This is a genomic window from Sphingomonas sanguinis NBRC 13937 (assembly GCF_001591005.1).
Lineage (GTDB): Bacteria > Pseudomonadota > Alphaproteobacteria > Sphingomonadales > Sphingomonadaceae > Sphingomonas > Sphingomonas sanguinis.
Genome location: NZ_BCTY01000002.1, coordinates 68,326 through 81,380, shown reverse-complemented (window position 1 = coordinate 81,380; position 13,055 = coordinate 68,326). Strand labels below are relative to the sequence as shown.

Genomic DNA, 13,055 nt, shown 5'->3' with positions numbered 1-13,055 from the left:
GAGCGGCCCTCGCCGGGGGGCGCAGATAGACTGAAGGAACGGCTGCGATGCAGAATCTTCGCATCTCGGGAAAACTGCTGGCGTGCTTTTCCCTCTTGCTGATCGCGCTCATGGGACTGGCGGCGCTCACCGTCGTCCGCCTGGGTGAAATGCGCGACGTTGCGGTCAATCTGGGTGGCGAGCAGCGCGCCCAGCTCGAGGCGATCGCGGTCATCAACGCTAGCACGGCGACCTATCGCGCCACGGTCGGCCAGCATCTGTTGTCCGTCACGCCGGAGGACCGGGCGGTGGCGCAGCGGCGGATCGACGAGCTTCGCGACCAGATTGCGGAGCGGACGCGCTGGCTTCGGCCCCGGCTGGCGAATGACGAGACGCGCAATGCACTCGATACGTTCGTGCGCGACTGGAACGAATATCGCAGCCATGCCGAGGAAACCTCGCGCGCAGCGACGGCGGGATCGCCCCAGGCCATTGCGCTTTTCCGGGTCGCGCGGCCCTATTTCGTCACGGTGAACAAGGCCGCCGATACGCTGCGCGTGAAACAGTCGCAGGCGATCGACGCGCTGGTGGCCGAGGCGAAGGACAATTATCAGACCAGCCAATGGATCGTGATCGGCACCGTGATCGGCGTCGCCGTGCTGACCATGACCATGTTGATGCTGCTGGTTCGCCTGATCGCACGGCCGGTCGGCGCGATGAGCGGCCTGTTGGGCAAGCTGGCGGCGGGGGAGCGATCCGTCGCGATCCCCGCGAACGACGCGCGAGACGAAGTCGGCGACATGATGCGCGCCGCCGCCGCGCTGCGCGATCAGCTGGCGCAGGCCGATCGGCAAAAGGACGAACAGGCGGCGCTGATCGTCTCGACGATCGGGACGGGGATGCAGGCCCTGGCCGCCGGGGACCTGACCGCCCGGATCGATGTCGCGCTGGATGAACCCTTTGCGTCGCTGGCGAGCGACTTCAACCACGCCATGACCCAGGTGGAGCAGGCGATGGTCGCGGTACGCGGCGTCTCCGAAGGGCTTCGCGCCGCCTCCGGCGAAATCCGCTCGGCCTCCGAGGACCTGTCGCAGCGGACCGAGCAGCAGGCCGCCAGCCTGGAGGAAACCGCCGCCTCGATGCACCAGATCACCGATATGGTGGGACGCTCCGCCTCCGACGCGAAACGCGCCGATGCGGTCGCGGCGGACGCCAGCAGCGCGGCGCAGAGCGGCGGGCAGGTCGTGCGTGAAGCGGTGGCCGCGATGAGCGGGATCGAGCGATCCAGCCACGAAATCTCGGAAATCATCAGCGTCATCGACGGTATCGCGTTCCAGACCAACCTGCTGGCCCTGAACGCAGGCGTCGAGGCCGCGAGGGCGGGCGATGCGGGCAAGGGCTTTGCCGTGGTGGCCAGCGAGGTCCGGGCGCTGGCCCAGCGATCGGCGGATGCGGCCAAGGATGTGAAGTCACGGATCGTCGCCAGCAACGAGCAGATCGAAAGCGGCGTCGAACTGGTGGCCGAGACCGGACGATCGCTGGAGCAGATCATCGGTCGGGTCGAGGAGATCAAGGCGTTGATCGGCAGCCTCGCCCACTCCGCCGAGCAGCAGGCGGGCGGCCTCGGGCAGGTGAATGTCGCGGTCGACGAAATGGATGATGTGACCCAGCGCAATGCCGCCATGGTCGAGGAAACCACGGCAGCGGCCCGTGAGCTGACGGACAAGGCCAACGAACTGGCGACCCATGTCTCCCGGTTCCAGATCCGGGGTGCCAGCCCCGTCGCCATGCCGGTGGCGCGATCGGTGTCGCCAGCGCCTGCGCCAGCCCCGTTGCCGTCCAAGCCCGCGATCCGGCTGGTGTCGCAAGGCAACACGGCGCTGGCCGACGACGAGTGGCGGGAATTCTGATCGACGCCGGGGATCGTCCCCGGCCGATCGTCAGGCGAGGCGGCGTCTCAGCCTGACGATCGTCGGGTCGCCCTCCACGGGATGCGGCTCGAACCCCATGTCGGTTTCGACCAGGATAGCGGACCGGTTGTCGCGGTCCTCGATCGCCTCGATCGTCCGATAGCCCTTGCGCCGGGCATGCTCGACGAGATGGTCGAGCAAGGTCCAGCCGATGCCCTGCTGCTTCCTGTCGCGCTGGATCGCAATCGCCGCCTCGGCCGTGGTGGCGCTGTCGTCGCCCGCCAGCATGGCCGCCGCGACGATCGATCCGTCATCGGCAAAGGCGACCAGGCTTTCATTCGCCTCGTCATTGGCGTGGATCATGCTCGACAGGCGCGTATGACTGACCTCACGCACCCCAGTCAGGAACCGGAAGCGCAGATCCTCAGGCGATACCCGCGCGAAAAAGGCGGCGAGGGCAGGTTCGTCCGCGTCACAGGCCGGGCGGACGTGCAGCCGCACGCCCTGGCGGGTGACCAGCAGTTCGGTGTCGGTGGTCGTCATCATGTCCTCCTGGGATGAGAGGATCATGCGCCGTCCGGCCGCGCATGACATTGACCATGGTCAATATGGCTGCCCGCCAGCCATGGGCTGCGGACGCCCTTCTGAATGTCGGGTCCGCTCCCCGACATCACGGCTCCAGCCCCAGGGCGGCGCGGTCGGCGGTGGCGGCGGCGAGTTCGGCGCGGGCGGCGGCGATGCGGGCCTGTGCGTCGATCAGGCGGACGCGGGCGTCGTTCGCCGTTTCCTCGCGCTGGTTGACCAGGAAGAAGTCGCTCGACCCCAGCTCGAAGCGTCGCCGCTCGGCGGCGGCCAGGCGTTCGGCGAGTTGGCGCTCCTGTTCGGCGATGGTTACCAGCTTTTCGCTCGCGCCGACGCCGATCGAGATGCCCTCCACCTCGACCGCGATCTGGTCGCGCACGAAGCGGCTGCGGGCGGCCAGTGCGTCCATCTCCGCCTGCGCCTCGACGATCTTGCCCTTGGCGGCGCGGTTCTGGAGCGGCAGGGAAAAGCGAAAGCCGATCGCGGCTTCGAGCGGCGTGCGAGAAGAACCGCCCAGGCCGACCGGACCGACATCCTTCGCCATCTCGCCGCGCAGGTCGAGCCGGGGACGCAGGTCGTTCTGCGCCAGCGCCAGCCGCGCCGATCCCTGATCGATCCGGGCGAGCAGCATCTGAAGATCGGGCCGTCGCCGCTCGAAATCCTGGCGCGCGATCGCCGCCACGCCGGACAAGGCGGTGGCGTCGGCGGGCAATCGCTCCGGCCCGACCAGCACCGGGTCCCCTGCCGCGTCGCGGTAATAGAGGGACAGGGCATTGGCGGCGGTCTGGAAGTCGCCCTCGGCCCGCACCACCAGCGCCCGGCGGCGAACGAGGTTCTGATCGTTCTCGGCCAGCAGAATGTCGGGCCGCGCGCCCAGCTCCACCTGGCGGGCGAGGCCGCTGCGCCGACTTTCGGACAACTGGAGCAGGTCGCGATAGGCCCGCAGGCGCAGACCCGCCGCGACCCAGTTCTGATAGGCGTCGATGGCGCGCCGCTGCACACCGATGGCGACGGCTTCCCGCTCGAACCGGGCGATGTCGATATCGCCCGATGCCAGCGTCCGCCGCGTCCGCCGCTCGTCCACCAGCCGGTCGCGCAGAAGGGAATAGAGCGCGCCGACCTTCACCTCGCCCAGCCGGTTGGTATAGCTCTTGTCCTCATATACGGGGAAATTACCCCGGCTGACGCGGTAGTCACCATAGAGATAACCGCCATTGTCGCTCAGCGGCCGGGTGACGCCCGCCGAGGCGACGGTGCCGTCATAATAGCCCAGCGTGCGCGACCGTCCCTCCGCCTCGAACACCGTGTCGAAGGCACCGCTGGCGGTAAGGGCGCGCCCCTCCGCGCTGCGGATCTTGGCCAGTGCCTCGACGATCTGCGGCGCGGCGCGCGCGGAGGTCCGCAGCACCTCGTCCAGCGTCAGCGGGGCGGACGTGGCGGCGGCCGGGGCGGGGGCGGGGTTGGCCTCGATCCGCTGGGCGAGGGCGGGACCTGCGAACAGGGGCAGGGCGGCCAGCAGGGGGGAGAGCATCAGGGGCCGGATCATTTCGGTTTCCCCGCCTTGGCCGCGATCTTCTTGTCGTCGTCCTTGTCCGCATTCTTGTCGGTCGCGGTCTGACCGAATTCCAGCGGGAAGTCATTGAGCTGGCGCCAGAGTTCATAGCCGACGGTGACCGTCTGCCCCTGGACCCAGCCCTGCACCTTGCCGCCCAGCCGGACGAAGCGGCGCTCCGGCCAGGCGGGCTTGCCAGGCATGGGTTCGACCAGGATACGGAACAGCCCCTGCGCATTGGCATTGGGATCGATGGTACGGACGCGACCGTCGAAAAAGCCATAGGCGACGGAAGGCCAGCCGCTGAACTGGATAGCGGGCCAACCCTCGAACTCCAGGCGCACCGGGCCGCCGGGACGGAGCAGCGGCACGTCGCGGCCGTCGATCATCAGCTCGACCGCGCGTTCGACCTGTTCGGGGGCCACGACGGCCAGCGCGGTGCCTGCCGACACCAGCGCGCCGCCGGCTGCGGCGTTCAGATTCTGGATGCGGCCATCGCGCGGCGCCCGGACGAGCTGCGCCGACTGTCGGTTGAGCTGGACCTCGATCCGGTTCAGCTTGGCGCGCGACTCCGCCAGCTTGGCACCGGAGTCCGCGACCTTGATCTGCGCCTGCTCGTAATCGCGCCGCGAGGCCAGCCCTTCGGAATAGAGCTGGCGGGTGCGGTTGACGTCGAGCTGGGCGACCGCCTGCGACTGGCGGACGGAGGCGATCTCTGCCTTCACCTGCGCCCGCTCGGCGGCGAGGCGGGACAGGAGGTTGGGGTCGAGGTCGATGATGCGGGCGATCGGGTCACCGCGCCGAACATGCTGGCCGTCATGGACGTACCAGCGCTCGACCCGACCGGGGACCAGGGCGGTCACGTCCTGCGCCCGGTCCTGGGGATCGAGCGAGACGACCTGACCGCGCCCCTGGGCGGTCTGCAGCCAGGGTACGAAGAACAGGATGAAGATGGTCGCGGCGATCCCCACGGTCACGATCCACGCGATGGCGACGGTAACCCGGGGCGGGCGCAGCGAGGCGAGCGTGCGGAAATGCGCGAGATGTTCAGGCGGATGCGACATCGGCGCCCTCCTGCTGGCAAGCGGTCTGAAGATCGGCGAGCCGCGTGAAGCGGCGCTGCTCGGTCATGCCGAGATGAAGATAGCCATCGAGTTCCAGGTCCTCGGGCCGCCCGGTGCAGAGCAGCACGGTCGTCCCATGCGCCTTGAGCAGCCGCAGCGCCGCCACCAGCCGTTCGGGCGGCAGCAAGTCGTAAAGCTGGCCCAGCAGCAACAGCTTGGGACGGACGAGGAGCGCATTGGCGAGTTTCAGTGCCATGGTCTCGCCGACGCTGAGCGGATAGCCGGTCGAGCCGAGCAGTGTGTCCAAGCCCTGCGGCAGGCTCGCCAGGCGACGTTCCAGCCCGACGATGGCCAGCGCCTGCATCGCATCCTGCACCAGCTCGCCCGAGGCCAGGCGCAGATATTCGCGGATCGTCACCTCGACGATCGTCGACCGGTCGAGCACCGTCACGTCGGAGCGCAGATGGTACATGTCGAACGAACCCAGATCGCCTCCTCCAATCTGGATCAGCCCGCGATCGGGCAGGCAGTGGCGTTTCAGCAGCATCGCCAGGCGACGCTCCGCCCCCGGCTCGGCGACGGTGACCAGCTGATCGCCCGCCGCCAACGCCAGATTGTAGCGGGCATCGTCGAACACGACATCCGTGATCTTAACGGCCCCGTCACGCGGGCCATTGTCGCCGCGCACATTGGGTTCCTGCGGAATGGCGAAGAGCAGCGACAGCTCCTCCGAGCTCGCCGCCAGATCATAGAAGGTGTCGAGATACCAGCCGAGCTGCGAGATGCCGTAGAAGACGCCCGACAGGATCAGCTCAGCCGCGACCAGCTGGCCCAGCGACAACTGCCCCTTCAGGATCAACATGCCGCCCAGCAGCAGCAGCCCCGCGCTGGCAAAGGCATAGATCAGCAGGAACGCGACGGTCTGGGCGAACTGATAGCGGAAATAGCGGCGATGGGTGCCGACATAGCTGGCGGTCACCGCCTCCGACCGGTCCATAGCGAAATCGAGATGGCGCAGCGACTTGTAGAAGCCGTTCGATCCGCCCACGCTTTCCAGCCAGCGCGCGGCATTGTGCTTGGCATGGCTGAGCGCCACCGCCCCGCTGATCGCCCCGCGCCGCCACAGCATCCAAACCAGCAGGACCGCCGCAACGAGCACGGTGTTGAACGCCAGGAAGACGGGGTGGTAGAAGCTGGTGATCGTCAGCCCGATGACCGCCTGCAGCACGATGGTAAAGGCGCCGATGACCAGGCTGGGCACCGATTTCTGCACGACCACCAGATCGAAATAGCGGTTGAACAGGTCGCCGCGATTGCCATCGGCGAAGAAGGGGTCCTGGGCATGGACCGCGCGCAGCGTGACTTCGGCCACCACGCGCGAGAACAGCCGCCGCTCGAACGCCGCCATGATCCACACCCGCAACGCGCTGAGCCCCGCGACCATCAGCAAGAGCAGCAGCAGCACGCCCGACAGTGCCCAGAGCGGCGCGGGCATGGCGGTGTTCGCGACGCTGTTGATCAGCAGCTGGACCGAGATCGGTGTCGCCAGGGCGAGCAGGCTGATCGCCATGGTATAGACAAGCCCCAACCGCACATAGGCGGCATCGGGGCCGATAATCTGCGATAGCCAGCCTATCGCGTCCCGAAATCCCAATCGCTGTGAAGCCACGTTCGTCCCCCTTCGTCTTTCGAGCGAGCCGATAATGGCCAATTTTTGCTGGATCTTTGCTGGACGCTTAAGAAAGGTACGCTTCGGTCTGATCCATGTGATGTCAACGTAATGACATATCATGGGCGAGACCAATCGGATTTCTGGTTGATCGCCGACCACGTCCGGACCTGCGCTAGGCAGTTGCTGGAGAAATAGCCGAGACGGTCCGCTACGCCTCGAACGCCTAATGCCGCGCCATGTCATGGCTTGTCTGTCGTGCTAGGGGGATGCCATGACGGTGGTGTTGGATAGCAAGCCGACGGCATGGCGGCGGGCGGGCGAGGTGTTTCTCGTCTTTCTGAAGCTGGGACTGACCGCGTTCGGCGGGCCCATCGCGCATCTGGGCTATTTCCGCCAGGACCTGGTCACCCGCCGCCGCTGGATTGGCGAGCAGGCCTATGGCGAGATCGTCGCCCTGTGCCAGTTCCTGCCCGGCCCGGCCTCCAGCCAGACCGGTTTCCTTCTGGGGCTGTGGCGGGCGGGGCCTCTGGGGGCACTGGCAGCCTGGCTGGGATTCACGCTGCCATCCGCGCTCATCATGCTGGCGGTCGCCTATGGTTCGGCGCGGCTGCATGGCGAGCTTGCCAAGGCTGTGATCCATGGCCTGAAGCTGGTGGCGATCATCGTCGTCGCCCAGGCGGTCTGGGGCATGGCGCAGACGCTGACGCCAAATTGGCGGCGGCGGGGCATCGCCCTGGCCGCCGCGCTGGTACTGGCACTGGTCGGCGGCGCGGTGGGACAGATTGCCGCGATCCTGATCGGCGCGGCCGGGGGACTGGCGCTGTGCCGCGCACTTCCGGCTTCGCCCGCTACAGGGCTGGCCATGACTGTTTCGCGGCGACTGGGGGTGATCAGCCTGACCCTGTTTGTGGTGCTGCTGGTCGGTCTCCCCATGCTGGCGGGAGGTATGGGTTCCGAGATTTTCGCCATCTTCTACCGGGCAGGGGCGCTGGTGTTCGGCGGAGGGCATGTCGTCCTGCCGCTGTTGCGTGCTGATCTGGTGCCGACGGGTCTCATGACCGATGACCAGTTCCTGGGCGGCTATGGCGCCGCGCAGGCCTTGCCCGGACCGCTATTCGCGATCGCCGCCTATCTGGGGGCGGTCGCGGCGCATAGTCCCTGGGGCGCAGTGCCCGCCCTAATGGGCATATTCCTGCCAGGGTTGCTGATCGTCATCGGCGTCCTGCCCTTCTGGTCGTGGCTGCGACATCATCCGGCGGCGCGCGCAGGCGTGGCGGGCGTCAATGCCGCCGTTGTCGGCATCTTGGCCTGGACCCTGTACGATCCGCTGTGGACGAGCGGGATCGGCTCGATCTTCGACATGCTGCTGGTCGCGGCGGGGATCGTCGCCCTGATGCGCTGGCATTTCCCCCCGATCGCCTTGGTGGTGATGCTGGTGGCGGCTTCATGGGCGCACGCCGTCACGGCATAGCGGATGATGCCCACGTCACCGGGATGCGCAGATAGGATACGCCGTTCGCCTCGGCCCGATGGAAGCGACCGGCGCGGATATTGACCTGGATCGCGGGCAGCAGCAGCTTCGGGACCGACAGCCCGGCATCGCGCCGCTCGCGCATGGCGACGAAGTCGTCCTCGCTGACCCCGTCATGGACATGGACGCTGTCGCGCCTCTGTTCACCGACCGTCGTTTCCCAGCGATAATGGTCGCGGCCGGGCGCCTTGTAATCATGGCACAGGAACAGCCGCGTCTCGTCGGGGAGCGCCAGCAATCGACGGATCGAGCGATAGAGCGTTCGCGCATCGCCGCCCGGAAAGTCGGCGCGCGCCGTGCCATAGTCGGGCATGAACAGCGTGTCGCCGACGAACGCGGCGTCGCCGATCCGGTATGCGATGTCCGCTGGCGTATGGCCGGGTACGTGCAGCACCTCCACGGCCAGGTCGCCAATCGCAAAGCGGTCGCCATCCTCGAACAACCGGTCGAAGTCCGAGCCGTCGGTCTTCAAATCCTTCATCGCGAACATCGGGCGGAAGATATTCTGCACGTCGCGGATCGCCGCGCCGATCCCAATCCACGCGCCCGTGGCGGCCTTGATGAAGGGAGCGGCCGACAGGTGATCGGCATGGGCATGCGTTTCCAGCACCATCGCGATCCGCCAGTCCTGTTCGCGTGCGAAGGCCAGGATTCTCTCGGCCGACCGGGTATCGGCGGCACCGCTCGGCATGTCGAAATCCAGCACCGGATCGATCACGGCGGCGGCGCGCGTGACAGGATCGCCGACCAGATAACTGATCGTGTTGGTCGGTTCGTCGAAAAACGCCTCGATCACCGGTTGGGTCATCATGTCCTCCATTCGCCCTTGCTAATATATTAGGAAGTACTACATAAGCAATATCTAATGGAGTGGCGATGATGCTCAAACCGCCGATGGACCTGGCGACGTTCGAGAAAAAGGCGGGCGGCGTGGCCGACACGCTGAAGGCCATCGGCAACGCCCGCCGGCTGATGCTGCTGTGCAAGCTGGTCGAACATGGCGAGGTGACGGTGGGCGATCTCGCCCGCGATGTCGGCCTGTCGCAATCCGCCTGTTCGCAGCATCTCGCGAAGATGCGCGACGAGGGCCTCGTCACCTATCGGCGTGAGAGCCAGACGCTCTGGTACGCCATCGCCGACCCGCGCGTCGAAACGCTGCTCGCCACCCTGTACCAACTCTATTGCAAGGACTGATGTGATGACGCTTGTCACCCTGTCTCCCGCCGAAGCCCGCGCCGCCATCACCGCAGGCGCGCGGCTGATCGATATTCGTGGCGCCGACGAACATGCGCGCGAGTGGATTGCCGGCGCCGTGAACCTGCCGCTCGACCGGATCGGCGAGCTGGCGGGCGACGGCAGGCCGATCGTCTTTCACTGCAAGTCGGGAATGCGTACCGCAGCCAATGCGGACCAGCTTCGCGCGGCGGCGGGCGCCGCCCCGGCCTATATCCTGGGCGGCGGGATCGAGGCGTGGCGCGGCGCGGGCCATCCGACCTTCACCGATCGGTCGCAGCCGATCGAAATCATGCGTCAGGTGCAGATCACGGCGGGCGCACTGGTCCTGATCGGCGTGCTGCTTGGCCTGTTCGTCGCACCCGGCTTTTTCGGTCTGTCAGCATTCGTCGGCGCGGGGCTGATATTCGCGGGCGCGAGTGGCTGGTGCGGCATGGCCAACCTGCTGCGCCTGATGCCCTGGAACCGGCGCGCGGCCGCGTAAGCCGGTCATGAGTAGCCTCACCATCCTTGCCGCACTCGCCTCGGGCGGGGTGATCGGCCTGATCCTGGGCCTTGTCGGCGGGGGTGGATCGATCCTGGCCGTTCCGCTGCTGGTCTACGTCGTCGGCGTCGGGTCGCCCCATGCCGCGATCGGCACGGCGGCGGTGGCGGTCACGGTCAATGCGGTCGCCAGCCTGATCGGTCATGCACGGGCGGGCCGGGTCAAGTGGCGCTGTGCGGGTGTGTTCGCGGCGTCGGGCATGATCGGGGCGGCGCTGGGTGCGGAACTGGGCAAGGCGTTTGACGGCAAGCGCCTGCTCGTGCTGTTCGGGTTGCTGATGATCGGGGTGGGCTTTTCGATGCTGCGACCGCGACGGACGGCGGAGGTGCCGGATGTCCGGCTGACGCGCGGGAGTGCCGCGACGCTGCTGCCGCGTCTGATACCAATCGGGCTGGGCGTAGGGCTTGCCGCCGGGTTCTTCGGGATCGGTGGCGGGTTCCTGATCGTGCCGGGGTTGGTCCTGGCGACCGCCATGCCGCTGCCCTTCGCCATCGGCACCTCGCTGGTGGTGGTCAGCGCGCTGGGGCTGACCACCGCGGCGTCCTATGCCGCATCGGGGCTGGTCAACTGGACGCTCACCGCATGGCTGGTGGCGGGCGGTGTCGTTGGCACGATCGGCGGAATTGCGCTGGGCAAACGGCTCGGCGGGCGCAAGGGCGTGCTGGAGCGGGGTTTTGCTGCGGTGGTGATCGGTGTCGGCCTTTATGTGAGTGCCTCCTCCCTCTGAGCAAAGGCGTCCGCTCGACGTCGTGACACCAGCAGCGTAACCAACGCCAGGGCAGCCATCGCCGCCCCCGCCAGCGAAACGGCGGGCAGGCCGAGCCCGGCTCCAATCACGCCGCCGCCCAGCGCCGCGCCGATGGCATTGCCCAGGTTGAATGCTCCGATGTTCATCGCGGAGGCCAGGTTCGGGGCGTCGGAGGCCGCATCCATCACCCGCATCTGTAGCGGCGGCACGATCGCGAAGCTGGCAATGCCCCAGATCAGGATCGCGATGGCGGCGGTCACCGGCCATTGCATCAAGACCGTGAAGCCCAGCAGGGTGAGGGCCATGATCGCCAACATGGTCATCAGCGTCCGCTCGACCGACCGATCCGCCAGCCGACCACCTAGACCATTGCCGATGGTCGCGCCGATCCCGAACAGCATCAGCATCGCTGTGATATAGCCGGTCGAGCCATGCGTCACGTCGCGCAGGATCGGCACGATGTAGGTGAAGACAGTGAAGACACCGCCAAAGCCGATTGTTGTCAGGGCGAGCGCCATCATCACGGGCGCCCGCGTCAGGACCCGCAATTCCCCGCGCATCTCGCCACTCCCGGTCGAGGGGAGCGATGGAAGGGCGAGGCGCAGGGACAGCATGGCGAGCGCTCCTACACCCGCGATCCCGGCAAAGGCGCTGCGCCAGCCGATCGCTTCGCTCACCCAGGTTGCCAGCGGCACGCCGCCGATCGTGGCGACGGTCAGCCCGGTGAACATTGCCGCCACCGCGCCTGCACGCTTGTCCGGCGGCACCAGGCTGGCGGCCACCACCGACCCGACGCCGAAGAACGCACCGTGATTGAACGAGGTGATGACCCGCGCCGCCATCAGCATCCAGTACCCGTCGGCCAGCGCCGACAGCGCGTTGCCGAGGGTGAAGATGCCCATCAGTGCGATCAGCAACGTCCGGCGGTCGAAGCGCGCGGTGGTCAGCGTCATCAACGGCGCACCGATCAACACGCCCATCGCATAGGCGCTGATGAGCAATCCGGCGGACGGTATCGATATGTGCAGGTCACTGGCGATCACCGGCAACATGCCCATCGGCGCGAACTCGGTCACGCCGATGCCGAAAGCGCCGATCGCCAGTGCGATCAGCCCAGAGTTGAATTTCATGCTTTGGGTTCCTCAAACCATCGGCGGCGCAAGCCGGGCAAAACCCTCCTGCTGCCGATAGGGCGTGTGCGGATAGGGCGGCAGCACGTCGCTCGCCGCATCGAGCATCGCCACCTGCTCGGGCGTCAGCGTCCAGCCGACGGCGCCCAGATTGTCGCGGAGTTGCGCTTCGTCGCGCGCGCCGATGATGACCGACGACACGGTCGGCCGCCGCAACAGCCAGTTGATCGCAATCTGGGGCACGGTCTTGCCCGTCTCGGCCGCTATGGCCTCCAGCGCGTCGACCACGCGGTAGAGATGCTCATCCTCGACCGGCGGCGCGAACTGCGCGGTTTCGTGCAACCGGCTCCCCGCCGGGATCGGCCGTCCGCGCCCGATCTTGCCGGTCAGCCGGCCCCAGCCGAGCGGGCTCCAGACCAGCGCGCCGACCCCCTGATCGGCCGCCAGCGGCATCAGGTCCCATTCGTAAGCGCGGCCGATGAGCGAGTAATAGACCTGATGTGCGACCAGCCGCGGCCAGCCATGACGGTCGGCCAGGCTTTGCGCCTTCATGATCTGCCAGCCGGGATAGTTGGAGACGCCGGCATAGCGGACCTTGCCATCGGCGATCAGCCGGTCGAGCGTCCCCATCACCTCCTCAGTCTGCGTCGAGGCGTCGAAGGCGTGGAGCTGGAGCAGGTCAAGATAGTCGGTGCCGAGCCGCCGCAACGCCGCCTCGACCGCGCCGATCAGCCGTGTGCGTGACGCGCCCCAGTCTTGCGGGCCATCGCCCATCGGCAGGCCGGTCTTGGTGGAGATGAGGACAGCGTCGCGCCGCCCCTCGATCGCCGCGCCCAACACCTCTTCCGATGCGCCATCGGAATAGACGTCGGCGGTGTCGAACAGCGTGATACCGGCGTCGAGGCAGATGTCGACCAGCCGCCGTGCCTCGGTAACGTCGCTGGTGCCCCAGGCGCTGAACAGCGGGCCCTTGCCGCCGAACGTGGCGGCTCCGAACGACAGGGCCGGCACGCGCAGACCGGACGATCCCAATTGCCGATATTCCATCACAGATCCTTTGCGAATTTCATGGTCTGACGCATAAATGGATGGTTGGGCCGGGCGGCGGAA

General features: G+C 67.3%; 12 protein-coding genes. 5 read left to right on the top strand and 7 right to left on the bottom strand.

Annotation, left to right across the window (positions count from 1 at the left end):
• The first annotated feature begins 47 nt into the window (after positions 1-47).
• Positions 48-1,889, top strand: coding sequence for a HAMP domain-containing methyl-accepting chemotaxis protein (locus SSA01S_RS01945; protein WP_061778978.1), 1,842 nt, complete (start codon positions 48-50; stop codon positions 1,887-1,889).
• 30 nt (positions 1,890-1,919) lie between these two features.
• On the opposite strand, the gene SSA01S_RS01940 is transcribed toward SSA01S_RS01945, so the two are convergent.
• From SSA01S_RS01940 to SSA01S_RS01925, 4 genes are all read right to left on the bottom strand, one after another.
• Positions 1,920-2,435: a GNAT family N-acetyltransferase gene (locus tag SSA01S_RS01940; RefSeq protein ID WP_244885515.1), complete on the bottom strand. Its 516-nt coding sequence runs from the start codon at positions 2,433-2,435 to the stop codon at positions 1,920-1,922.
• A gap of 124 nt (positions 2,436-2,559) precedes the next feature.
• Positions 2,560-4,017: a TolC family protein gene (locus SSA01S_RS01935; RefSeq protein ID WP_082794879.1), complete on the bottom strand. Its 1,458-nt coding sequence runs from the start codon at positions 4,015-4,017 to the stop codon at positions 2,560-2,562.
• Positions 4,014-5,087 (bottom strand): efflux RND transporter periplasmic adaptor subunit, encoded by a 1,074-nt coding sequence (locus tag SSA01S_RS01930; protein ID WP_061778977.1) that lies wholly within the window; start codon positions 5,085-5,087, stop codon positions 4,014-4,016. Before SSA01S_RS01930 ends, SSA01S_RS01935 begins: the two co-directional genes overlap by 4 nt.
• Positions 5,071-6,756 carry an ABC transporter transmembrane domain-containing protein gene (locus SSA01S_RS01925; RefSeq protein WP_061778976.1) on the bottom strand — a complete coding sequence of 562 codons (1,686 nt, stop codon included), beginning with the start codon at positions 6,754-6,756 and terminating at the stop codon, positions 5,071-5,073. Before SSA01S_RS01925 ends, SSA01S_RS01930 begins: the two co-directional genes overlap by 17 nt.
• A gap of 274 nt (positions 6,757-7,030) precedes the next feature.
• Here SSA01S_RS01925 and chrA point away from each other — a divergent pair, with 274 nt between their 5' ends.
• Entirely contained in the window at positions 7,031-8,230 is a 1,200-nt protein-coding gene (gene chrA, locus SSA01S_RS01920; RefSeq protein ID WP_061778975.1) for a chromate efflux transporter, read from the top strand.
• On the opposite strand, the gene SSA01S_RS01915 is transcribed toward chrA, so the two are convergent.
• The gene (locus tag SSA01S_RS01915) at positions 8,220-9,098 is read right to left on the bottom strand and encodes an MBL fold metallo-hydrolase (protein ID WP_061779088.1); all 879 of its coding nucleotides are present in this window, start codon (positions 9,096-9,098) and stop codon (positions 8,220-8,222) included. The two genes, chrA and SSA01S_RS01915, sit on opposite strands and share 11 nt — an antisense overlap.
• Positions 9,099-9,166: 68 nt before the next feature.
• Between SSA01S_RS01915 and SSA01S_RS01910 the strand changes: the two genes are divergently transcribed.
• Genes SSA01S_RS01910 through SSA01S_RS01900 form a run of 3 tightly spaced genes read left to right on the top strand, consistent with a single transcriptional unit; the run spans position 9,167 to position 10,794 of the window.
• Entirely contained in the window at positions 9,167-9,484 is a 318-nt protein-coding gene (locus SSA01S_RS01910; protein ID WP_061779087.1) for an ArsR/SmtB family transcription factor, read from the top strand.
• 4 nt (positions 9,485-9,488) lie between these two features.
• On the top strand, positions 9,489-10,007 hold the full coding sequence (locus SSA01S_RS01905) for a rhodanese-like domain-containing protein (protein ID WP_061779086.1): 519 nt from the start codon (positions 9,489-9,491) through the stop codon (positions 10,005-10,007).
• Between the two features lie 7 nt (positions 10,008-10,014).
• Positions 10,015-10,794: a sulfite exporter TauE/SafE family protein gene (locus SSA01S_RS01900; protein WP_061778974.1), complete on the top strand. Its 780-nt coding sequence runs from the start codon at positions 10,015-10,017 to the stop codon at positions 10,792-10,794.
• Here SSA01S_RS01900 and SSA01S_RS01895 read toward each other — a convergent pair.
• Complete coding sequence (locus SSA01S_RS01895; protein ID WP_061778973.1) at positions 10,770-11,945, bottom strand: MFS transporter; 1,176 nt, start codon at positions 11,943-11,945, stop codon at positions 10,770-10,772. The genes SSA01S_RS01900 and SSA01S_RS01895 overlap by 25 nt on opposite strands.
• 12 nt (positions 11,946-11,957) lie before the next feature.
• Positions 11,958-12,992 carry an aldo/keto reductase gene (locus SSA01S_RS01890; protein WP_061778972.1) on the bottom strand — a complete coding sequence of 345 codons (1,035 nt, stop codon included), beginning with the start codon at positions 12,990-12,992 and terminating at the stop codon, positions 11,958-11,960.
• Positions 12,993-13,055 lie beyond the last annotated feature (63 nt).

Coding starts and splice junctions, on each gene's coding strand:
- SSA01S_RS01900 (WP_061778974.1), top strand. CDS start 10,015: ATGAGTAGCCTCACCATCCTTGCCGCACTCGCCTCGGGCGGGGTGATC.
- SSA01S_RS01935 (WP_082794879.1), bottom strand. CDS start 4,017: ATGATCCGGCCCCTGATGCTCTCCCCCCTGCTGGCCGCCCTGCCCCTG.
- SSA01S_RS01945 (WP_061778978.1), top strand. CDS start 48: ATGCAGAATCTTCGCATCTCGGGAAAACTGCTGGCGTGCTTTTCCCTC.
- SSA01S_RS01905 (WP_061779086.1), top strand. CDS start 9,489: ATGACGCTTGTCACCCTGTCTCCCGCCGAAGCCCGCGCCGCCATCACC.
- SSA01S_RS01930 (WP_061778977.1), bottom strand. CDS start 5,087: ATGTCGCATCCGCCTGAACATCTCGCGCATTTCCGCACGCTCGCCTCG.
- SSA01S_RS01940 (WP_244885515.1), bottom strand. CDS start 2,435: ATGATGACGACCACCGACACCGAACTGCTGGTCACCCGCCAGGGCGTG.
- SSA01S_RS01890 (WP_061778972.1), bottom strand. CDS start 12,992: ATGGAATATCGGCAATTGGGATCGTCCGGTCTGCGCGTGCCGGCCCTG.
- chrA (WP_061778975.1), top strand. CDS start 7,031: ATGACGGTGGTGTTGGATAGCAAGCCGACGGCATGGCGGCGGGCGGGC.
- SSA01S_RS01895 (WP_061778973.1), bottom strand. CDS start 11,945: ATGAAATTCAACTCTGGGCTGATCGCACTGGCGATCGGCGCTTTCGGC.
- SSA01S_RS01910 (WP_061779087.1), top strand. CDS start 9,167: ATGATGCTCAAACCGCCGATGGACCTGGCGACGTTCGAGAAAAAGGCG.
- SSA01S_RS01915 (WP_061779088.1), bottom strand. CDS start 9,098: ATGACCCAACCGGTGATCGAGGCGTTTTTCGACGAACCGACCAACACG.